Genomic DNA, 19,187 nt, shown 5'->3' with positions numbered 1-19,187 from the left:
CTGACGAGGGATTTCGTCACCCTTTGTGCTCGTGCACCTCGACGGTCACGATCGAGTAGCGCAGCGTCGGCATGTTGACGTTGTTGCTGGCGCCGGCGTTGATCTTGTCGAGCACGCCGAAGCCCTTCTTGACCTGACCGAACAGCGGGAAGGTCGGATTGAGCGAGGCGCCGCCCGGCCCGCTGATGATGAGGATCTGGCTGCCGTTGGCGTCGGCCGCCTCGTGGGCGAAGAGCATGGCGCCCTTCACGTACTGGCTCGAGGAGGCGGGCAGGCCGTCGTCGGGAAACTCGTAGCCGGCGCTGGTGATGCCGGGGGCCACCGGATCGCCGGTTTGGACGAACGTGTCGCGCAGCACCCGGTGGAAGGGCAGCCCGTCGTAGAAGTGGTACAGCGCCAAGAAGATGAAGTTGTTCGCCGCGTTGTAGGCCCGGGCCGGGTAGATCTCGACGGTCAGGGTGCCCGCCGTCGTCTGGATCACCGCGTCGTAGACCTTGTTCTTGTCGACGCAGGGCCCGGGGGCGGTGTCGAAGATCAGCTGGCGCTTCGAGCTGCCGTCGAGCTTGGGGCACGGCGGCTTGCCCGCGATGTTCTGGTCCGGCGTGGTGGTCGCCGTCGACTTCTTGCCGCGGCCGTTGAGGTTCTGGCCGAGGACGCCGAAGGTGAACAGGATCGCCACCAAGGCGATGGCGACGGCATAGCCCAGCCCGCGGCGCTGCTTGCGGTTCTGGTTCGCCTGGCGGGCCGCCGACTGGAGGGCGGCGCGCTCCTGCTTCGACGGGTTGTTCCTCCGCGACCGTGAGTTCGGCATCGGCGCAAAAAGTACTTGGACGCGCCGGGAGCGGACCGTATTGGTCCGCTCCCGCAATCGCTCTACCGATTCACCTTGGCCACTTGGGTCGTGGTGTTTGTTGCGCTGTTGCCGATCGCCGTGCCGCCGGTGGCGGTTGCGATCCCGATGTTGCTGGTGGTCTGGGTCTGCCCGACGTTCACGTCCTCGTTGCGCACGTGCACAACGGCGATCTGGGTGACGCCGGTGCTCGACTGGTTGCCGATCGCCGTGGCGCTGTGGTCGGTGCCCTCGGCCGTGGCCACGCCGACGTTGTCGATGTCGGTCGACTGCGCCACGTGGGCGTCACCGGAGCCCTCGACGAACACGACGGCGATCTGGGTGACATTCGTCTGCGAGTCGTTGCCGAAAGCGGCGGCGTCGACAGCGCCAGCCGATGTGGCGCTCGCCGTACCGACGTTGTCGACGGTGGCCGACTGTTCGACGGTTGCCGACCCACTCCCCCGCTGCTCGATCACGCTCACCTGGAGAATGTCGGTGGCGGAACGGTTGCCCCTCGCCGTGGCGTCACCCCCGGCCGAGCTGTCCGCTGTGGCGACGCCCACGTTGTGGACCGTGGCCGTCTGGGACGAAACAGACACCGTGGTGTGACCCGACTGGTCGTGGACAACCGCAACCTGCGTGGTCGTGTTGCGGGCGTCGTTACCGAGTGCGGTCGCGACCGTCGGCGGTGGGCCCCGGACCGGGGACGTGCGCCATCTGTCAGCGATCCGTTGATCGGCCTCGTCTGTCACCCACGCCGGGTACCAGGCGTCGTCGCTCGTGGGCGGCTCGACGGCGGCCGGCGGGGTGGCCTTGGGCACGGCGGGCGTCGCCACGACCGTGGCGTTGAGCCCGGGGGCATTGGCCGGCGTCGGCGGCTTGCCCGCCGGGCCGTCGGCCGGGGTCGCCTCGAGCGGCGTTGCCGGCGCGGTGTCGGCCGCCGCCCTGGGGATAAGCCGGCGCGGCGCGCCGGTCGCAGCGGGCGCGCCGGCGGCTGCCGCTCGGAAAGGACGCGCCAGGGCGACGAGGTCGTCGGCGAGGAGTTGCGAGCCTGAATCCGACGCGTCGCCGGCGGTGACCACCGGGTCGGGCGTCGCGGGCGTGGGAGCAGGTGCGGGCTTGGGCCGCCCGGTGTGGACGGGCCCCGACCCGGCCGGCATCTGGTCCGCCGCGGCCGCGGCCGCCGCGGCCGCGGCGAAGCGGGCCTGGCGCTGCTCGTCGAGCGGGCTGTGCTGCTCGGGGGGCTCCACGGGAGCCACCGTCGTCGACGTGGTGGTGGTCGACGCCGGCGTGTCGGCGGGCGGGGCGTCGGCGGCGTCGTCCGCCGCGGCCTTGTGGGCGTTCAGCCCGACGGCAGCAAGCAGCCCCGCAGCCGCTGCCGCCGCCTGCTTCCACCGCACCCTTGGAACGTATCCGCGCTACCGGGTGGTGTCAGCGACCTGGACGGGAATTCCGCGGCCGCGTTCGCACCACCAGCCGCGCCCGGGCGGACCGGCGCGCAATTCGGCGGGCGGGTGGAACCCGACCCGTTCGCCGGCGACGATCCGGTCGGTGGTGGCGTCGAGGGCGAGCAGCAGGCCGGGGCAGGGTCGGCGCACCAGCCAGTGGCCGAAGCTGAGCGATTGAAGGTCGGCCTGATCGAAGGCGGCTACGAGCACGTGGCGCCCGGCGCGCAGGGCTTCCGGCAGGTCCGGGTCCGCGACCCACGCCGCGCGAGCGGCGTCGTCGACGATCACGAGCGACGGCGATTCGCCCGGCGTCCACGGCTCGTGCGCCGTCGCCCGCACGACTTGGCGGCTTCCGGCATAGGTGCCGGCGATCGTCGCCAACGCCGTCGAACGCCCGCTCCCGCTGCGACCGATGACGACGACGCACGGCCCGGCGCGGTCGAAGTCCACGACGACGGGTCCGAGCACGTCGAGACCGCCGAGGCCCACGAGCGCGGTCTCACCGGTGAGAGCAGCGAAGGCCTCGGCGTCGACCTGGCGCGGCAGCGGAGCGACGTGGCCGACCGCGGTCTGGGCCCCGGCCGCGGGTGGGCGCGGCACGCCGATCTGCGCGTCGTCGCCGTCGGGCAGCGCGATCGCACGGCCCGGCAGGGCGAAACTGCGGCGGGGCAGGCCGGCGGCGGTCGCAACGGACGGGTCGTCGACGGGCAGCACCAGGCGCATGCCGCCGAGGTGGGCGGCGCCACCGACGAGAGACATGGGGTCGACGGTGACGGCTGGGAACACGCCCCGGCGCGGGCCGCTTTGCAGCAGATCGGCGAGTTCGGTGGCGAGAATGGCGTCGACGTCCCGCACGTCACGCAACAACGCGTCATAGCGGTCGATGAGCACGATCCGGGCGACCCCGGGAGTGCCCTCGCCTTGAAGCCAGGTCAGGGTGCGGCGCAGATGGTCGAAGTCGCGGTAGGCCACCACGCCGGCGTCGGCGGCGGCACCGGCGAGGACGCCGAGGCCGCCAGCCCAATCCACCGCGTGCACGACGGCCGGATGCTGCGCGTCGGCCTGGTCGCGTACCGCTTCGGCGAGCGTGAGCAGCGTGGTCGTGCGGCCCGACCGGGGGCCGCCGACGATCGTGAGTGACCCGTGCCGGTGCGGGTCGAATACGACGGGCGCCGGTGCGGGCACGCCCGGACGATCGCGCTGGGCGACGACGTACCCGCCCACGGCCCAGGAACGATCGGCGCCGGCGAGGTCGGCGCGCTCGACCAACGCCGGCAACGGTGCTCCGAGTAACGGAGAGGCGGTGAGACCCTCGGTGGTCGCCGCGATCGTGATCGCATCGACGATGGCGTCGAACAGCTCCGTCGGCAACGCCGGGCTCGGAGCAGCGCGGCCGGCGGCCACGTCGACGAGGTCACGCACGACCACCGGATGGTCCGCCGCGTCGTTGATCAGGACCGGGCCGCGGCTGAGCGCCACTTGGGCGATGCGCGTGCGCTCGCCGTCGGCGAGCACGACGCGGCCCGGCTGGGCCAGCGCCAGGGCGTCGGTCGTGCCCAGCACGGCAACGCTCTCGGCTGGCTCAGCGACGCGCAAGCACAAGCGCACGCCGACGTTCTGGCGGATGTCGGCAGTGACGTCGATGCTCGGCGATTGGGTGGCGAGCACGAGGTGCACCCCCTTGGACCGACCTTGCGCCGCGATCCGCAACAGCGCGGCGACCCGCGTGCCCGTACCGTCCTCCCTCCGGAACTGCCCGAACTCGTCGGCGATCACGACAAGGTGCGGCATGACCGCGCCGGTCTTGGCGACGAAGTCGTCGCGATCGGTGGCACCCGCAGCGGCAAATGCGTCGTCGCGACGTGCCAGCTCCCGGCCGATAGCCGCGATGGCGCGATCGACTTCGGTCGCGTCGCGGTCGCTGACCGCGCCAACACAGTGCGGCAGCCGCGACAGGCCCGCTACACCGTCTAAGTACCGTACTTCGGCATGGCGACGGCGGTGTATGTGCGGATCAGTCGGGACGCGGACCTCGCGAGGCTCGGTGTCGAGCGTCAGCGGGTCGATTGCGAGAAGTTGTGCTCGAGTAACGGGTGGTCGCCGGTGTCGATCTACGAGGACAACGACGTGTCGGCGTTCTCGGGGAAGCGCCGGCCGGCGTATCTGCGGATGCTCGACGACATCAAGGCGGGCGCGGTCGATCGTGTCGTGGCGTGGCATCCGGATCGCCTGCATCGCTCCCCTCGCGAGCTCGAGGACTTCATCGATCTGATCGAGGCCGCGGGCTGCGCCGTGGTGACGGTTACCGCTGGCCACTATGACTTGTCGACGCCGGCGGGACGCACGACGGCCCGAGTGATCGGCGCCGTGGCGCGCGGCGAGTCGGAGCACAAGTCCGAACGAATTCGCCGCAAGGTCGAGGAGCTCGCCGAGGCCGGCAAGCCGCACATCGGCGGGTCGCGGCCGTTCGGCTATCAGCGTGTCGCCGGCGTCGACGGCAAGTACTCCTACGTCATCGATGAGGCCGAAGCGGCGATCGTTCGGGAGATGATGGGCCGGTTCCTCGCCGGTGAGTCGCTGTATTCGCTCTCGCGTGATCTGCAGGCCCGCGGCGTGCCCACCGTCGCCGGCGGGACTTGGACCCGGTCGGGCACGCTGCAGTCGATCCTGACGCGTCCGGTGATCGCCGGACAGCGTGCCTACCGCGGCAAGCTGATCGCGGGCACGTGGCCGGCGATTGTCACGCCGGACGACGTCGCGAACGCCCGCGCCGTGCTCGCCTTCCGTCAGTCGAAGCCGAAGCGCACGAGCCCGGCGCACGTCCTCAACGGCATCGTCGTGTGTGCCGGCTGCGGCGGGCCGCTCTACGCCGGCGAGTCGCGCAAGGGAAAGTCGCGGCTTCGGTGTCGTGGCGCGTCAGAGGCCGGCTGCGTGACGATCAACCGCGAGGACGTGGTCGACATCGTCACCGAGGCCGTTCTGTTGTGGACTGACAAGTCGGACCTCGCGGCGCATGCGCCGAAGCGGCCGCGCGCTGCCGCCGAGGACATGCGCGACGCTGAGGCGCAGCTCGCCGAGCTCGCCACGGCGTACGCGGATCGGGTGATCTCGATGGGCGAATGGAAGGTGGCCCGCGCCAAGGTGCAGGAACGGCTCGAGGCGGCGCAGGCCGCGGCCGGCGAGACGCTCACCGCTGCCGGCGCGCTCATCCCCTTCCGAGGCCGGCCCGGCGCGTTGCGCGCCGCGTGGCCGGACCTGTCGGACCCGCAACGCCACGCCATCTTCTCGGCACTCATCGACCGGATCGTGATCGGCCCGGGCCTGCGCGGGCCCCGAGTGCTGCGCGACCGCGTCGAGATCTTCTGGCGATGACCACCGCAGCGAGCCGTGACAACGGAGTAGCAGCCGTGTGCCTGTACGGTGAATGTGTGGAAATCACATTGACGTGACGAAGCCCTCGCCCAAGCCCACGTACATCGATCCACCCGTCAACGAGGTGGCTATCGCTGTGCAGTTCGCGCCGCTCCCAACGACGATGCAGCTCGTCACCATCGCCACGGAGCTAGCGAACCTCACAGGGTTTCTGAACGTCTCCGAGCAGCCGCCGCTCGGCCCGATGCCCACTCGCCGCGCCGACGAGGCGCAACTGCAGCTACAGATCAGTAACGCGCCGATCGGTCCGCGCATCTGGCTGCAGGATGAGGACGAGGTACACCTCATCCAGCTTCAACACGATCGTGTCGCGCTGAACTGGCGCCGGCTCGACGACTCCCAGGGCTACCCGTCATTCGACTCGATCCGGCCGACGTGGGACAACGTCTTCAGTCAGGTGTGCGACCTTGCCGCGGGGCTGAACGCGCCGATTGTTCCGAACATTTTCGAAGTGACTTACGTCAACCCCGTCGACCCCGCGCCACGCGCCCGAGATCTCGTAGCGCCATGGTCCGGCCGGTACAGCGATGCCTTCCTGCCGCGGCCATCTTCGCTTCGCATTGGCGCCGAATACGACCTTCCCGACGATCTCGGTGTGCTGACCATCGACATGACGCCAGCACGCCGCCGAGACACCGACACCGACGCCACGCTGATCCGCCTCATCGCACGCGGCTGGCCTTCCACGTCCGACCCCAGCGAACTAGCTAACTTTTTGGACGTCGCACACGATTGGATCGTGCGAGGGTTCACTTCGTTCACCACTCCAAAGATGCACAAGGCTTGGGGAAGAGAGACCTGATGCCCTCACAAACAGCTTCCCACCAACTCGGCGTACGGCTCGACTTCGCTCGCGCCCGTAACGTCCACTTCCGCAGCAGCGAGTACCGCCTCGAGATCGCAACGCCCGGATGGGTCGTCGCGACACCGACCATCTTCGTAGGTCACGCCGCTGGCGGCGATGCGCTCACCTCGGCGATCTACACCATGCGTGGGTCGCGCCTTCCCAGCACGATGTCGGTGATCGACGAACATCAGTCTGTCGATCAACTCGTGCTCGCGATGCACACCCGGCGCCCGTGGGTGCGGGCGTGGCGTGACCGCATCGAACACCTTCTTGACCTCCCAGCGAATTGGAACAGCAGCGGCGAGGAGCGCGTGCACATCAACGCTGTCGCGCACGCCACCAAGATCGTCGACGAGCTCGACTATGACGGCCCGGACATCAATCTCGTGCCGCTCGCCGATGGCGGCGTTCTGATCGAGTGGATTCGCGGCGACGACGCGATCGAGCTTGAGGTGTCGGCACACGATCACGCGCACGCGGTTGTCGCTGTCGGCGGCGCCGAAGTCGAGCGCATCGTGACGACCTACGACGACGCCAGGTGGCTCGGCGACGAAGTGCGCAGGTTCCTCACGCAAGGTGCCTAGCCCGGTCGAACCGATCGACGACGACGACCTGCTCTGGCGTCGGATCCACTCCGATCACTGGATCCCCGACACCGACGGCGTGTATGGGCCCAGCAGCGCCGCTTTCATCGACCCATCGATGTCCGTCGACGCCGCCCGCCTCGTCCAGTCCGGCGACTACCACGAAACGATGCATCGCGACGCCGGGGGCGTAGCTGTCGCGCAGTTCTCAGCGGGATACGCCCGCCATACCCACGGCCAAGTAGTTGCTCACGACCCGCAGCCGGACAACGTCGCCCACAGCCTCGTGACCGGCAACAAGCCGCGCAAGATGGCCCGCGAGTGGCGCACGGCGAGCACGATCCTCACCTGACTCGATCTTCCATCGCCACCGTCGCGATTTCGCCGGAAACTTGACCCGGGAACTCGTCCGACTTCCCGCGGACCTCGTCGACGAACTCAACGACTGCTCGGAGGCCGAGGACCGGCCGATGGCCGCGATCATCCGTCTCGCGTTGCGCAAGTACCTCACCGACACCAGCGGCGCTGACGCAGCGGCGATTTAGTCGACGTCGAGGAGCCGCATCGCGCGGGCGGCGACGCGTTCGGGCACGTCGAAGTGCTCGGCCACATGCCAGGAGTCGAGTGTGAGCTGATTGACCTCGGCGATCGCCCGCATCGCGGCGAGTTGGTCGAGCGGGACCAGGCGGCGCGCCACCTCGTTGTGCACCCGGGCCTCGGCGCGCTCGGCCACGACCGTCCAGGTGTCGGGCATGCCCTCGCAGTCACAGCCGCCTCCGTGCTCGTCGTGCACGAGCTCGTGCGCGACGGCCTCGAGCCGCTCAAGCCGCGTCAGCCGCTTGTCGATCAGCACGGCAGCCCGATCGCCGCGCGGCCAGTACACGCCACCGCCGACCACGTCGGGCAGCTGCTCGATGCCGAGCACAAGATGATCTCGCTGCCGTAGCTCTCGCCACGGATCCCAGCCGTGCCGGCGTGCTGCTCCTGCCACCTCAAGATGATGCACCGAGGGTGTGACGCGTTCAGCCGCGGTAGCGCGACCCGTGCAACGTGACGAGGTACTTCATGACAGCGCTGTCGGTGACGAGCGTGTGCGGCGGAAGCTTCGCGCAGTCGGCATCGATGTCGTCGAGGAAGTTCGCGGTGCCGGTGATCGTCACGGCGTAACCGTGGGCGTCGAGGTAGGCCGTGGCAATGTTGTTGCGGATCGTCGGGTCCGCTGCTGGGAACTCGGCGCACGTCACCTTCGCTTCGGCGGGCGTCGTCGTGAGTGGTGTCGAACCCGACGAAGCGGCGTCGTGCTTCTTCTTGCCACCTGCGAGGCCGGCGATCGCCAGCACGATGATTAAGGCGCTCACGGCCATCACGATTCGGCCCTTAGTCGTCTTGCGGTCGAGCCACTCGTTCGTCATCGGATCAGTCCTCCCCTAGTAGCTGATCGACAAGCGCCTCGATCGTCGCGCGCTGGCCCGGTGTCAGGCGATCGATCTTGCCGCTAAGTGCCGCCGCCGTGTTTACCTGGCGGGCTCGGCCTTGGTGCGCGCGGTCGAGCTCGTCGGTCAGCGCCTTCTTGCCGATCGAGGGCGGGTCGCCTCCTCCTACGAAGACCTCGATCGCCATCGGTGACCAGCCGAGAGCCCGCGACACGGCTCGAAGAGTGTTCGGTCGATAGCTCGTCCGTTCCGCCCGCTGAAGAGCTCGGACGGTGTTCGCCGCGACTCGCGACTCACGAACCAAGTCAGTTTGCGACCACCCGAGCTGCGCCATCTGTTGATCGATCAGATCAGCGAGCTCCGTCCAAGTCTCTTGCTCCGCTGCCATGGCCACTCCCGCACACTGTTGGCGAAATTCAGCGTAGTCAACTGCCTTGTAGCGAACTAGAGCGTAGTGGCCGTGAACTGCACATTTGTAGTTACAAGAGTGTCGTCGGGCTGACCTGCGAGTCTTCGTTGCTGCGCTGAATTTTCCTCTTGACTCCGTTATTGCGCTTAACTACGCTGAATAGCGATGAAGGCAAGGGTGATGATCCATTCAGAGGCCTTGCGGGCGATCCGCGAGAGCCAGATGGTCACGCCCAAGGAGTTGGCGCTCGAGGCGGGGATCTCGCTGTCGTACCTGTGCGATCTCGAAGCTGGCCGGAAGCACGGCTCGGAGAAGGTCATCCGCATGCTGGCCGACGCTCTGAAGGTCAGTCCTCGCGCTCTTGTTGCCAATCCGAATGACTCGGCGGCAGTGGCATGAGCCAGCGGGTCGAGTCGGCCGAGGAGCGTCAGGCGCGGGTGCGCGCTGATGCCGAGGTGGTGTTGGCGCGTTCGTTGTCGCGTCAGGGTTTGCCGTCGACGTGTGAGGACGCGGTGGCGTTGCGGAAGATCGCGGTGCTGATCGAGTCGCCTGTGCGGGCGCAGCAGCGCGGGAGCGCGGTCCGGTGACTGCGGCGGCGGTTGTTATCGGGTTTTGGGTGGCGTGTTCGTTGTCGTTCGGCTTTGGTGCGTGGTGGGCGTCGCGTGGTGATAGCGGCGCGGTCGAGGGTCTGTTGTCGGAGGCCGATGTGCGCGCGCTGGTTGCAGCGGAGGTGAAGCGTGCTCGTCGCCGCGACCGCAACATCGAGAAGGTGGAGGGCTCGCACCCAACGCTTGATGCGGCGGGGCGGTGGCAGTGGTGACGCTGATTTATGACGCATCGGATGGTGCGATCCTCGTGTCGTCGTTGTCGCTTCGGGGAAGTGGCGGGAACGGCGGCGCGGGGTTCGGGCTGGCCGATGGGTCCACCGCTGGCGGCGCCTACCCCCCGGGCGCCGTCAGCGGACTCTCGAAGCTGCGTGAGGCATGTGAGGGTCTTGCAGTCTCCGGCGTTCACAAGACCGTTGGTGGGGCGCTTTCGATCGTCTTCTCGTCTGCCGCAGCCCCGGAGGTCGGCCCAAATTCGTTGGTGGCTTGCTGATGGCCTCCGACTTGTCTGTCGCCGAGGTCGTCGAGGACCTGGCGCGCGTGTTGGCGCTGCTCGAGGACTTCTCGTCGCCGAACGTCGTGACGTGTCGCGGCCTCGACGCGGGTCAGCGCCAGTTGTTGGCGCAGGCGTATCGGTCGGTGGATCAGGTGTTCACCGAGCTCGGTGCCGGCGACTTCATCGATGACGTAACTGATCTCGACGGCGACGGCGTCGTCGGTTACCCCACAGAAGAAGAGGTGTCTCTGTGATGCATGCCCCTGCTCACGGCCTCGGTGTCGCCGGCTGGATCGCGTTTGTGGTCTTGTGGCTCGGCACCGTGATCCTGATCTGCCAGACGGCGTTGGCGGCGTTACGCCTGGTGCTGAAGCACCGCGGGTCGTCTCGCTCCGGGTCGTCGACGCGTGTCGTCGTGCACGTCGATCCGGCCGCAATTGCCGATCCGGCCGCGGTTGCCGACCGCGTCGCGCGCGATCTCCGCGAGGCGGATCGTCGTCGTGTCGGTGTGGCGGTGGGCCAGTGACGGCGCTTGTTTCCACCGAAACCGACGTTGAGCTGCGTTGGGTGAAGGCGTCGGAGCTGGCGCCGAACCCTCGTAACCCGCGCCGTGATGTGGGCGACGTGTCCGGTCTCGCCGCATCGATTCGCGAGCTCGGTGTGCTCGAGCCGTTGCTGGTCTTCGAGACGACGCGCTCGGACGGCCAGCTCGGCAGTCAGCTGATGCTCCTCGCCGGCCATCGTCGGCGTGCGGCGGCGATCGAGGCAGGCGACGTGACGGTGCCGGTCGTTGTGCGGCCGGAGCCGTCGGTTCCGGAGCAGCGGATCATCATGCTGACGGAGAACGGTCAGCGGTGGGATCTGACGCCGATGGAAGAGGTCGTCGCCTATCAGGCGCTCGTGTCCGATGGCATGGCGCAGAAGGACATCGCCAGGGAGTGCGGCCGCTCTGCCGCTCATGTGTCGAAGCGGCTTTCGATCGGTGCTCTGCCGGGGCCGGCGTTGAAGTTGTACGACTCCGGCGATTTGTCGACGGAGACGGCCTACAAGCTGACGCAGGTGGCTGATGACGCCGAGTTCGTCGAGCGTCTGACGTCGGGCAAGACGCTCGACGAGAAGCTGATCGTGCAGGACATCGATCGGGAGCTCGCTCGCCGCGCCGATCAGAAGGCAAGGCAGGCCGCGCTCGGCCAGCTCGAGCGTGACGGCGTTCACGTCGCCGACCCGGAGCAGATCGACAACTCCACGGCCGTGGTCCTTGTCGGCAACGAGATCGAGACCCTGACACGTACGCACCAATTCCACTGGATGACATGGCTGGCGTTGACGATCGACGATCACGCGGCCGAGTCATGCCACGGCGCGGTCGTCAACGACAAGGGCGGCGTCGTTTGGGTGTGCGTCGATCCGGACGCGCACGAGGACGTCGCGACCCAGCGCATTTGGTACTCGTACCTGTCGGCCGATGATCCGCCGACCGTCGAGTCGATCGTCGACGCGTCGAAGCCGCGCGAGTCGTCACCTGTCGTTACCCGCCAAGTCGACCCGGCCGACGCCGAGCGGTTCGCCGTGGCCCGGAAGCGCGCCATCGAACGGCGGGCCTTCATCCGCGTTCGCGTCGCAGATGATCCCGATTTGTGGCCGCTGCAGGCGTTCGCCACGGCGCAGCTCGCGTACGACTCCGAGTTGTATCCGGACCTGCTGCGCGCGCTCGACATCGCCGGCATCGACCGGTCCGAGCTCGGCCATGCGGAGCGCCAGGCCAAGTGGGATGAGCTCGTTGTCGAGGATCTTCGCTACGCCTCGGTGTGCGCAGCGTTGTCGGCGATCGAGGGCACGCTGTTCGCGCACGACACGGCCGAGTCCGAGCGCGTGCCGTACTTCGCCGCCAACGCGACCTACGGCGATCGAAACTACGTGCCGACCGATCTCGTTGTCGGGTACCGCGACTGGCTCACGTCGATCGGCTTCGACCTCTCCAACGTCGAGCAGGTCGAGATCGACGACGCTCTGGCCGAAGACGAAGACGCAGACGGCGAGGCCGAGTAGCTCGTGCCGTTCGATCCGCGGGAGGCGGCGGTGTGGGCCAAGGTGCAGATGCGCCGCGGCCCTGGCTATGCCGCGAAGTCAGCGGCGGTGTTGCTCGCCGACGACGCCGAGGATCGGCGCGCGCTCGGCGAGGCGCTCGTCGCTGAGCTTGACGCCGCGGTGCGGTGTCGCCGCTGCGGCCGGCGGTTGAAGGACCCGGTGTCTGTGAAGCTGCACATCGGCCCGGAGTGCCGGTCGAAGGAGGCGGCATGACCGGGCAACGCACGCTTCGTACCGAGACGGGCGTGGGCCGGCTCCGCGAGCTGCGGCGCTCCCAGGGCGCTCCTGATTTGCCGTTCGTCGGCGTGATCATCGACACCGACTCCGGCCCGGTGTCGGGTGTGCTCGACACGCGGCAGTCGCCGTTCACGGAGATGTTCCTCGTCGAGGGTGAGGTGCGCGTCACACCGGTCGCGTTGCATTTCCAGAAGCTCGACGTCGCGTTCCGCATCGACGTGTGCCGCAGCGCGGCGGTCGACGCTTCGATCGCCGATCACGAGCTCCTCGAGGCGCACCTTCGCCGCTGGGTGACTGTGCTGCGGCCCGCCACCGCCGCAGATTCACGGCAGCTCGACATCGTCGACTACGTGGAGTCGCAGGTCGCCCGTAACGGCCGGAACCTGACGACGATGCTGCGCATCGCGCTCGCCGGCATGTCCGGCCTGCAGAAGTCGAAGGTGTCGGCGTGACGTCGCGGCCTTTCGATGATCTGCCGTCGCTGAACCCCCCCCGTTGGTCGATGTTCGCCACGACGTTGGCTGACATCGCCGAGGCCCGCCGCATGTCGGCCGCGCAGCTCGGCGGCGACGCGGCCTACGTGTCGCGGTCCGATCAGGCCGAGGCGCTCGTGCGCGATTGGGCCGTGGGGATGGGTCTCGACCTCGACGACGAGGCGACGGTGTTCGCGGTGATGTGCGGCATCTCGCTGGCCCGCAACATCGCCTCTGACATTGCGAACGCCGCCGGCCGTCAGTGCATCGACGTGGCGATCGTGTTGTCGAACGCGTTCGCGCACGTGTTCCCGTTCGTCCCTGAGGCGGCGCGCCAGTGACGCCGCTCGACATGTCGACGATGTCGGCGAAGGCTCGGTTGTTGGCGTGCGTGTCGGAGGCCGAGTTCATGCAGGCGATCCTTGATGAGGCGCGTGCCGATGGCTGGCTGGCGTTCCACGTGTACGACTCGAAGCGTTCCGAGCCCGGATTCCCCGACATCGTGTTGCTGCGCAACGGCGAGTGCCTGGTGTTCGAGGTCAAGCGCGAGGACGGCCGCACGACCGCGGCGCAGGAGCAGTGGCTCGACGCGTTCGGCGCCGTTCCTGGGGTGCATTCGACGGTGATCCGGCCGCGGCATTGGGACACGCTCGTGACCCGTCTCCGGTCGCCTCGGTGGGGCGTCGGAGAGGTGGTCGACTGATGGCTTCGCACCGGTTCCCGTCGTCGTCCCGCACCGGTCGGCTCATCGGCTTGTTGCACGCCGCCGGCACGGAGGGCATGACGATCAGCGGCCTCGCGGCCGAGCTCGACCTGAAGCCGTACGAGGTCAAGGAGATCTTGAACAAGCTGAAGTCGAAGCAGCCGGCGCAGGCGATCCCGATCGGGCTGTGCCGCACGCCGGATCGGCGGAAGCCCGATGAGCGGTGGGCGTGTAGCTGCCGCCTTGGTCACAAGCCTCGCGACACGCCAGCCGGCCGCGTCGAGTTCCGGCCTCTGACTGACGAGGAGAAAGAGCGCGGTCACGCCGGCGTCGCCGCGTGCCGGCAGATCCTCGAAGACATCAACGCGCGCCGCCGCGCGTCCTAACCCTCAATCCCAGCCCCACAAGGAGCAGCATTCGCATGAGCACGTTGCCGACCCTCGACGAGGACGTCGCCATCACCGTCACGTTGCATCTGCCGTCAGGCGGCGATCTCCGTGTGACGTCGCCGCGGGTGCCATCCGCCGCCGCGTTGGCGCTCATGGACAAGTTCGCGTCGACGATCGCCACGCTCGAAGCGATCATCGCCGACACCGACACCGACACCGACGACGCGCCGGCGCCGCTGCGGCCGCTGTCGATCGTCGACGACCGCACCGACGCACAGAAGCGCGAAGACGGCGACCTCGACACGGCCGCTGAACCCCCCCCATCCGCGGCGCCGAAACGGTCAGCCGGGCGAAGGGCGCCGGCCGTGACTAGCGCGACTGCGTCGACGACGTCGGAGCTCGCGTTCAAGTGCGACGAGTGCCCCGCGTCGTTCGATCGTCCACAGTCTCTCGGACGTCACCGGGCGCACCGCCACGGCTACAAGGCCGACACGGCCACGCGGCCCCGCAAGTCCGACGACGCCGCTCTCCTACTGCGCTGCGACGCGTGCCCGTTCACCGCGCCGCTCGACAAGTTCGCCTCGCTCCGGTCGCACACGATGACGGCACACGGAGGTCGTCTCCCGACCGGCGACGAACGCACGCCCCGCGCCGCGGTGGTCGCCTAGTGGGCGCCGTCGAGTACCGCTACGCGTCGGAGGCGGGACGCATCGCCGGCGAGCTCATCCCGGAGCACCATCGCGGCCTGATCGGCTGCCGGATCGAGTTCGTGTTCCGATCGAAAGCGACGAAGACCAAGGGCCGCGTCGTGCTCGGCTCGGCACGCAAGCTCACCGGCCTCAACGCATGGCTCGCCGGGCAGATGTCGGAGGACTCGATCGTCCCGGAGCAGTTCTTCGTGATCGAGCTCGCCGAGGACGAGTGGATCAACCTGTCGGAGCGGCAGCGCCGCGCGCTGGTCGATCACGAGCTGTCGCACTGCGACGCCTACATCGACGACGACGGCGAGCTGAAGCTGTCGACCCGCGGCCACGACCTCGAGGAGTTCACCTCGATCGTGGAACGCCACGGCCTATGGAAGGGCGACGTCCGCCGCTTTGTCGCCGTAGGCGCGCCACAGCTCGACCACGAGTCCAGGGGGGGGGCAGTAGATGGCTGACGACGATCGCAGCGTGAAGCTCGAACGCTTCGTGATACACGCCTACGTGCCTGGCTCCGAACAGGCGTTGTGCGGCGCGCCGGTAGCGACGCCGCCGTTCGAACGAATCCACGACCTCGATCTCATTCCCTGCAACGAGTGCGCCGCCAGTGACGCGCACCGCTCGGCGACGATCCGCAACCGTCTCGACCAACTCCGCGCCTCGCAGGCCGGCGCGCTCCGAGTCGGTGGCCCGAAGCACCGCGCGTGGTTCCGTCAGAACATCCGCAACCTCGCGACGGCGTCGCTCCTCGACCAGGAGGCCTCACCGGTCTTCTACGACGAGGCGCAGCTGCTCGCCGTCGTCTACATGGCGCAAGCGATCCGCTCCGCCCTCTACACGCATCTCAAGCAGGGCCTGCCGCTCTCCTGGGCCGCGATCGACGCACTGATCCAGACGTGCGAGCTGATCATGCTCGCGATGGCCGAGGGAGTGCCGGCCGCGTGACGTTCCGCGCCCACATCTTCGATGACTTCCCGCGCAACGGGGTGCGCCTGGCGTTGCTCAACGAGCAGCGGAACACCGTGCTGTACGAGGACGGCGTGTGGCGCCCGGTCGACGAGAGCGTCGTCGTACAGGCGGTCGACGGCATGCAGCCCGGCATCGTGTTGGACCGTCGCGCGATCGAAGCGATCCGCGACGAGATCGACCGGTTCCTCGGCGAGAGATACTCGCCGTCGGCGCTCGCCGACGAGCTCCGCGCCGCGCTGAACCACGAGCGGCACCGCGTCGATCGCATCCTCGTCGCGGCCATCGGGCGGATCGGAGCGCCGACCGCCTGATGTGGGTCAAGACCAGCGACCAGTTTCACAAGCATCCGAAGGCCCGCGCCGCGGGCAAGGAGGCTCGCGCGCTGTGGCGTGGCGCGCTCGAGGAGGTCAACGCATCGAACGATGGCAAGGGCAGCGGCGGTGTCGTCACCGAGGTGATCCTCCGCGACGCCGCGTACTTCGAGGAGATCGACAACGTCGACGAGACCGCCAAGCGCCTCGTGAAGGTCGGCCTGTGGCACACCGCTGCGGGCATCAAGAAGTGCACGTCGGAGTACTGCCAGCAGTTCCTCGCCGGCGGCGGCAAGATCGGCCCGGGCGAGTACTACTTCCACGACTACTACGAGTGGCAGCTCACCACGGATCAGTCGAAGATCCCGATCGCCCGCATGCGCGCCAACCGGGCGAAGGCGCTCACCCGCTGGCGTGAACGGTGCCAAGAGATCCTCGAGCGCGACGGCACGCTGTGCCGCTACTGCGGCCGCAGGGTCAACTTCCTCGACAAGCGCGGCGCGCTCGGCGGCACGTATGACCACGTCGATCCGGACAAGTTCGCGCCCGATGGCGGCAACGCACTCGCCGACGTGGTCGTCGCGTGCCGCGAATGCAACGGCCGCAAAGGCGACCGCACACCCGAAGAGGCTGGCATGGCCCTTCTCCCGCCCGGCACAACAGCGTTGTCGCTGGTCAGCGATCCGTACGGATCTGACCCGGACTTGACCCCGGCCAAAAACGGGCCAAGTCCGGGTTTAACCGGGACTGAACCGGATTTGGCCTCGCGAGCGCGACACGCGCGCGACTCCGGACACCGGTCAGGTCGGGCCAAATCCGGGCCAGGTTCGGGCCAAGTCGGCGACGGGTCGGGCGCTGGTCTGAGCGGGCCGGGTGGGGCCGGTGACGGCGCCGTTGCCGGGTCGGGTGCGGGCTCTGGCCCTGGCCCGGTTTCTGCCGAAACTGAGTTCGATGATCGTGAGGTGTCTTAAACCATGCCCGCCCTTCATCCGTTCCACAGGGTGCGCTACTCGGCCGTGGGGGTCGACAACGACGGCAGCGAGATCGGGTTCATGTGATTCACCACCTACGAGGAAGCCGAGCAGCACGGCCTGACGATGCTCGCATCGGGCTCGTGGATGTCGTTCGCGATCGAGAAGCGGTACTTCCGAGAGGATCAGCCAGTCTGATGGAGGCAGCAGCGATCACGCTCGACGAGCGCGATGGGTGCATCGTGCCGATCGGTCGTCCGAAGTGGACGGGGCCGTGGCGCTTGGTCGACGGGCGGTGGCAGCGCGGCTATCTGACGCTCACGCCGCCGATCATCGTCACGAAACACGCCATCGGACCTGAGCAGGCCGCGGCCATCAAGGCGCAGTTCGAGCGCGCCGTGCGCGAGGACAAGCCGATGGTCATGTCGGAGTGCGACATCAAGCGCGTCGAAGTCGAGGCCGTCAGGTACGGCCCGAAAGTGGAGGACTGACGTGGCAGAAGTGACCGTTGACGTAGACGACCTCCTACAAGTCGCCGAGTGGGCCGAGCAGTACGGATCGAACATGCCCGACGACTACCGAGCATCGCTCCGTCGTGTGTTCCTAGCGATTGACGCCGTGCACCCGCCGAGCGGCCAGTCCGACTGCACTGGGTGCGGCGGGCAGGGCGTCGTGTGGGGTGTCACCGACAGCGACCTCGAACCGTGCCTGAACTGCGGGGAGGACTAGCCGTGGCAGCAGACAACCGCGAGCAACTGCGCTGCCTGTTGCGTGACGCCAAGTTCGCCGCCGAGCGGAATGGTGACTCAACGTTCGATCAGCAGGTGAGCGCCATCCTCGCCAACCCCGACGTGGTGCTGCGCGCGTTGGGCGGCGAGGCGTTGAACCCTGGTTGGTTCAACTACACCGCTGACCAGTGGTTTCAGGACTGGACCGTTCCGATGAAGAAGGGCGACTGACGTGGCAGAACGCAACGGTCTGAGAGACGCCATGCGGGCGGTGTGTAAGGCGGCGGGTTGGGAGTACTGCGCCGAGCACAACGAGCCGCTTCTCTACGCCCCGAAGGGCTGTCTCGGTCGGCATCCGAAGCCCGAACCGCAGCACGTCTACTGGTGCGAGTACCCCGAGCGGGGCTGCATCTGCCCGCCTGGTGCGGGCGTCAACGAAGGAGCGAAGTAGTGGCAGAAGTGACCGAATGGCGAGTCGTCTGTTCAGAGGATCACACGCCTTCATACGCCCACGACGAGGCTGAGGCCCGCCGCTGGTGTGAACGTGACAACGCAGACGAATCCCTCGGTTGCCGACCGTTCCGAGTTGAGGTTCGACGCATTACCGACTGGGAGGCCATCTAGTGGCAGGACGTGATGAGGCCCGAGAGGAACTGGCGCGGCTCGCAAAGGAAGCCGTCGCCAACGTGAACGTTGACGGCTGGACGCCAGAGAACGCGCTCGTCATGGGCGCGATGGTCGCGGCCGACGCGCTGGTCCTGAGCCACCAAGACGCGGTGCTGCGTGCGTTGGGTGGCGAACCCGTGTCGCTGGCGAAGGTCGCCGCCGGATCGGCGTGGCTGTTCCCGGCAACTATCCACATCAAGAAGGGCAGCTAGCCGTGGCAGGGAAGAACGATCTACGAGACGCACTGATGACCGCTGCGTTGCTGTCGCATTCTGAGCACAAGGCTGACACGGTGCCGTCGATGCGTGCGTTCCTGGCGGACGTGGCGAAGCAGATCAAGAAGAACCCCGACGCCTTTGTGCGTGCTCTCGGCGGCGAGGACTACCCGTACGAACTGGCGACCGAGCACGTTGGCGAAGAACTCGTTGTGCGCTACTTCCCGCCCGACTTCGGAGATAAGGCGTGATGGCAGCAGACGATCGTTTCGATGAGGGTGCGGGGCGCTCCGATAGTGGGCGTGCTTCCGTTGAGTCGGGCACGGCAAGTCCGTCCGTGACGGCCGAGTCGGTAGGACATACGACGAAGCCCGCACCTTCATCCGAACGAGTGGCAGGAGAGCAACTACGTGAACTGCTCCGTGAAGCTGGCAGTGACCACTACACAGGCGCCTGCTTGTTGTCGGTCGATGCCGTCATGCGGGTGATCGAGAACAACCCCGATGTGGTGCTGCGGGCGCTCGGCATGGAGAAGGTCGGCGTGCTCGACGCCGATGGAGCGTTCTTCGAGGACGTTGATGAGGTCGCCGAGGGCGACCGTGATCTGTGGGCGAAGAAGGAGCCGAGCTAGTGGCAGCAGACACCATGAG

The 19,187-nt window shown here is 67.9% G+C and carries 35 protein-coding genes; 29 read left to right on the top strand and 6 right to left on the bottom strand.

Annotated features, from left to right (window positions below; translation table 11 throughout):
• Nucleotides 1-16: 16 nt before the first annotated feature.
• From VHC63_13590 to VHC63_13580, 3 genes are all read right to left on the bottom strand, one after another.
• Complete coding sequence (locus VHC63_13590) at nucleotides 17-811, bottom strand: peptidylprolyl isomerase (GenBank protein HVV37637.1); 795 nt, start codon at nucleotides 809-811, stop codon at nucleotides 17-19.
• A 62-nt stretch (nucleotides 812-873) separates the two neighbouring features.
• On the bottom strand, nucleotides 874-2,232 hold the full coding sequence (locus VHC63_13585) for a hypothetical protein (GenBank protein ID HVV37636.1): 1,359 nt from the start codon (nucleotides 2,230-2,232) through the stop codon (nucleotides 874-876).
• An 18-nt stretch (nucleotides 2,233-2,250) separates the two neighbouring features.
• Entirely contained in the window at nucleotides 2,251-3,957 is a 1,707-nt protein-coding gene (locus tag VHC63_13580; GenBank protein ID HVV37635.1) for a hypothetical protein, read from the bottom strand.
• A 15-nt stretch (nucleotides 3,958-3,972) separates the two neighbouring features.
• Between VHC63_13580 and VHC63_13575 the strand changes: the two genes are divergently transcribed.
• The 6 genes from VHC63_13575 to VHC63_13550 all read left to right on the top strand — a co-directional run bounded on the left by VHC63_13575 (nucleotide 3,973) and on the right by VHC63_13550 (nucleotide 7,688).
• Complete coding sequence (locus VHC63_13575) at nucleotides 3,973-4,254, top strand: hypothetical protein (protein HVV37634.1); 282 nt, start codon at nucleotides 3,973-3,975, stop codon at nucleotides 4,252-4,254.
• 15 nt (nucleotides 4,255-4,269) lie between these two features.
• Nucleotides 4,270-5,652 carry a recombinase family protein gene (locus tag VHC63_13570; protein ID HVV37633.1) on the top strand — a complete coding sequence of 461 codons (1,383 nt, stop codon included), beginning with the start codon at nucleotides 4,270-4,272 and terminating at the stop codon, nucleotides 5,650-5,652.
• Nucleotides 5,653-5,725: 73 nt separating this feature from the next.
• Nucleotides 5,726-6,514 (top strand): TIGR04255 family protein, encoded by a 789-nt coding sequence (locus VHC63_13565; protein HVV37632.1) that lies wholly within the window; start codon nucleotides 5,726-5,728, stop codon nucleotides 6,512-6,514.
• Nucleotides 6,514-7,143, top strand: a complete 630-nt coding sequence (locus VHC63_13560) for a hypothetical protein (protein ID HVV37631.1) — start codon at nucleotides 6,514-6,516, stop codon at nucleotides 7,141-7,143. Before VHC63_13565 ends, VHC63_13560 begins: the two co-directional genes overlap by 1 nt.
• Nucleotides 7,136-7,495 (top strand): hypothetical protein, encoded by a 360-nt coding sequence (locus VHC63_13555; GenBank protein ID HVV37630.1) that lies wholly within the window; start codon nucleotides 7,136-7,138, stop codon nucleotides 7,493-7,495. The genes VHC63_13560 and VHC63_13555 overlap by 8 nt, the downstream gene beginning before the upstream one ends.
• A 40-nt stretch (nucleotides 7,496-7,535) precedes the next feature.
• A complete protein-coding gene (locus VHC63_13550) occupies nucleotides 7,536-7,688 on the top strand; it encodes a ribbon-helix-helix protein, CopG family (protein ID HVV37629.1) in 153 nt (50 codons plus the stop codon).
• Here the strand turns inward: VHC63_13550 and VHC63_13545 are convergent.
• Genes VHC63_13545 through VHC63_13535 form a run of 3 tightly spaced genes read right to left on the bottom strand, consistent with a single transcriptional unit; the run spans nucleotide 7,685 to nucleotide 8,763 of the window.
• The gene (locus VHC63_13545) at nucleotides 7,685-8,134 is read right to left on the bottom strand and encodes a hypothetical protein (GenBank protein HVV37628.1); all 450 of its coding nucleotides are present in this window, start codon (nucleotides 8,132-8,134) and stop codon (nucleotides 7,685-7,687) included. The two genes, VHC63_13550 and VHC63_13545, sit on opposite strands and share 4 nt — an antisense overlap.
• A 31-nt stretch (nucleotides 8,135-8,165) precedes the next feature.
• Entirely contained in the window at nucleotides 8,166-8,555 is a 390-nt protein-coding gene (locus VHC63_13540) for a hypothetical protein (protein HVV37627.1), read from the bottom strand.
• Nucleotides 8,556-8,559: 4 nt separating this feature from the next.
• Nucleotides 8,560-8,763 carry a hypothetical protein gene (locus VHC63_13535; protein ID HVV37626.1) on the bottom strand — a complete coding sequence of 68 codons (204 nt, stop codon included), beginning with the start codon at nucleotides 8,761-8,763 and terminating at the stop codon, nucleotides 8,560-8,562.
• A gap of 387 nt (nucleotides 8,764-9,150) precedes the next feature.
• On the opposite strand from VHC63_13535, the gene VHC63_13530 reads away from it, so the two are divergent.
• The 23 genes from VHC63_13530 to VHC63_13420 all read left to right on the top strand — a co-directional run bounded on the left by VHC63_13530 (nucleotide 9,151) and on the right by VHC63_13420 (nucleotide 19,168).
• A complete protein-coding gene (locus tag VHC63_13530) occupies nucleotides 9,151-9,384 on the top strand; it encodes a helix-turn-helix transcriptional regulator (GenBank protein HVV37625.1) in 234 nt (77 codons plus the stop codon).
• Nucleotides 9,381-9,572, top strand: a complete 192-nt coding sequence (locus VHC63_13525) for a hypothetical protein (protein HVV37624.1) — start codon at nucleotides 9,381-9,383, stop codon at nucleotides 9,570-9,572. Before VHC63_13530 ends, VHC63_13525 begins: the two co-directional genes overlap by 4 nt.
• A complete protein-coding gene (locus VHC63_13520) occupies nucleotides 9,569-9,805 on the top strand; it encodes a hypothetical protein (protein ID HVV37623.1) in 237 nt (78 codons plus the stop codon). The genes VHC63_13525 and VHC63_13520 overlap by 4 nt, the downstream gene beginning before the upstream one ends.
• 277 nt (nucleotides 9,806-10,082) lie before the next feature.
• Nucleotides 10,083-10,340: a hypothetical protein gene (locus VHC63_13515; GenBank protein ID HVV37622.1), complete on the top strand. Its 258-nt coding sequence runs from the start codon at nucleotides 10,083-10,085 to the stop codon at nucleotides 10,338-10,340.
• Nucleotides 10,340-10,612, top strand: a complete 273-nt coding sequence (locus VHC63_13510) for a hypothetical protein (GenBank protein HVV37621.1) — start codon at nucleotides 10,340-10,342, stop codon at nucleotides 10,610-10,612. The genes VHC63_13515 and VHC63_13510 overlap by 1 nt, the downstream gene beginning before the upstream one ends.
• Entirely contained in the window at nucleotides 10,609-12,135 is a 1,527-nt protein-coding gene (locus VHC63_13505) for a ParB/RepB/Spo0J family partition protein (GenBank protein ID HVV37620.1), read from the top strand. Before VHC63_13510 ends, VHC63_13505 begins: the two co-directional genes overlap by 4 nt.
• A 3-nt stretch (nucleotides 12,136-12,138) precedes the next feature.
• Complete coding sequence (locus VHC63_13500; protein ID HVV37619.1) at nucleotides 12,139-12,387, top strand: DUF6011 domain-containing protein; 249 nt, start codon at nucleotides 12,139-12,141, stop codon at nucleotides 12,385-12,387.
• Nucleotides 12,384-12,863: a hypothetical protein gene (locus tag VHC63_13495; protein ID HVV37618.1), complete on the top strand. Its 480-nt coding sequence runs from the start codon at nucleotides 12,384-12,386 to the stop codon at nucleotides 12,861-12,863. Before VHC63_13500 ends, VHC63_13495 begins: the two co-directional genes overlap by 4 nt.
• On the top strand, nucleotides 12,860-13,225 hold the full coding sequence (locus tag VHC63_13490; GenBank protein HVV37617.1) for a hypothetical protein: 366 nt from the start codon (nucleotides 12,860-12,862) through the stop codon (nucleotides 13,223-13,225). The genes VHC63_13495 and VHC63_13490 overlap by 4 nt, the downstream gene beginning before the upstream one ends.
• Nucleotides 13,222-13,587 carry a VRR-NUC domain-containing protein gene (locus tag VHC63_13485; protein ID HVV37616.1) on the top strand — a complete coding sequence of 122 codons (366 nt, stop codon included), beginning with the start codon at nucleotides 13,222-13,224 and terminating at the stop codon, nucleotides 13,585-13,587. The genes VHC63_13490 and VHC63_13485 overlap by 4 nt, the downstream gene beginning before the upstream one ends.
• The gene (locus tag VHC63_13480; protein ID HVV37615.1) at nucleotides 13,587-13,973 is read left to right on the top strand and encodes a hypothetical protein; all 387 of its coding nucleotides are present in this window, start codon (nucleotides 13,587-13,589) and stop codon (nucleotides 13,971-13,973) included. The genes VHC63_13485 and VHC63_13480 overlap by 1 nt, the downstream gene beginning before the upstream one ends.
• A 35-nt stretch (nucleotides 13,974-14,008) precedes the next feature.
• Nucleotides 14,009-14,644 (top strand): C2H2-type zinc finger protein, encoded by a 636-nt coding sequence (locus tag VHC63_13475; GenBank protein HVV37614.1) that lies wholly within the window; start codon nucleotides 14,009-14,011, stop codon nucleotides 14,642-14,644.
• Complete coding sequence (locus VHC63_13470; GenBank protein HVV37613.1) at nucleotides 14,644-15,135, top strand: putative metallopeptidase; 492 nt, start codon at nucleotides 14,644-14,646, stop codon at nucleotides 15,133-15,135. Before VHC63_13475 ends, VHC63_13470 begins: the two co-directional genes overlap by 1 nt.
• Nucleotides 15,128-15,622 carry a hypothetical protein gene (locus VHC63_13465; GenBank protein ID HVV37612.1) on the top strand — a complete coding sequence of 165 codons (495 nt, stop codon included), beginning with the start codon at nucleotides 15,128-15,130 and terminating at the stop codon, nucleotides 15,620-15,622. Before VHC63_13470 ends, VHC63_13465 begins: the two co-directional genes overlap by 8 nt.
• Nucleotides 15,619-15,957 (top strand): hypothetical protein, encoded by a 339-nt coding sequence (locus VHC63_13460; GenBank protein ID HVV37611.1) that lies wholly within the window; start codon nucleotides 15,619-15,621, stop codon nucleotides 15,955-15,957. The genes VHC63_13465 and VHC63_13460 overlap by 4 nt, the downstream gene beginning before the upstream one ends.
• On the top strand, nucleotides 15,957-16,928 hold the full coding sequence (locus VHC63_13455; protein ID HVV37610.1) for an HNH endonuclease: 972 nt from the start codon (nucleotides 15,957-15,959) through the stop codon (nucleotides 16,926-16,928). Before VHC63_13460 ends, VHC63_13455 begins: the two co-directional genes overlap by 1 nt.
• Nucleotides 16,929-17,125: 197 nt before the next feature.
• Nucleotides 17,126-17,419 (top strand): hypothetical protein, encoded by a 294-nt coding sequence (locus VHC63_13450; protein HVV37609.1) that lies wholly within the window; start codon nucleotides 17,126-17,128, stop codon nucleotides 17,417-17,419.
• A 10-nt stretch (nucleotides 17,420-17,429) separates the two neighbouring features.
• A complete protein-coding gene (locus VHC63_13445) occupies nucleotides 17,430-17,657 on the top strand; it encodes a hypothetical protein (GenBank protein HVV37608.1) in 228 nt (75 codons plus the stop codon).
• 2 nt (nucleotides 17,658-17,659) lie between these two features.
• Entirely contained in the window at nucleotides 17,660-17,887 is a 228-nt protein-coding gene (locus tag VHC63_13440; protein HVV37607.1) for a hypothetical protein, read from the top strand.
• A 1-nt stretch (nucleotide 17,888) separates the two neighbouring features.
• Nucleotides 17,889-18,107 (top strand): hypothetical protein, encoded by a 219-nt coding sequence (locus tag VHC63_13435; GenBank protein HVV37606.1) that lies wholly within the window; start codon nucleotides 17,889-17,891, stop codon nucleotides 18,105-18,107.
• A gap of 172 nt (nucleotides 18,108-18,279) precedes the next feature.
• Complete coding sequence (locus VHC63_13430; GenBank protein HVV37605.1) at nucleotides 18,280-18,534, top strand: hypothetical protein; 255 nt, start codon at nucleotides 18,280-18,282, stop codon at nucleotides 18,532-18,534.
• Between the two features lie 35 nt (nucleotides 18,535-18,569).
• Nucleotides 18,570-18,788, top strand: a complete 219-nt coding sequence (locus VHC63_13425; GenBank protein ID HVV37604.1) for a hypothetical protein — start codon at nucleotides 18,570-18,572, stop codon at nucleotides 18,786-18,788.
• Nucleotides 18,789-18,994: 206 nt separating this feature from the next.
• Entirely contained in the window at nucleotides 18,995-19,168 is a 174-nt protein-coding gene (locus VHC63_13420) for a hypothetical protein (GenBank protein ID HVV37603.1), read from the top strand.
• The last annotated feature ends 19 nt before the right edge of the window (nucleotides 19,169-19,187 follow it).

The sequence above is a fragment of the Acidimicrobiales bacterium genome, from assembly GCA_035546775.1.
GTDB lineage: Bacteria > Actinomycetota > Acidimicrobiia > Acidimicrobiales > JACCXE01 > JACCXE01.
Note: the sequence above shows the minus strand (reverse complement) of the source record. Positions and strands in the feature narration are given on the sequence as shown.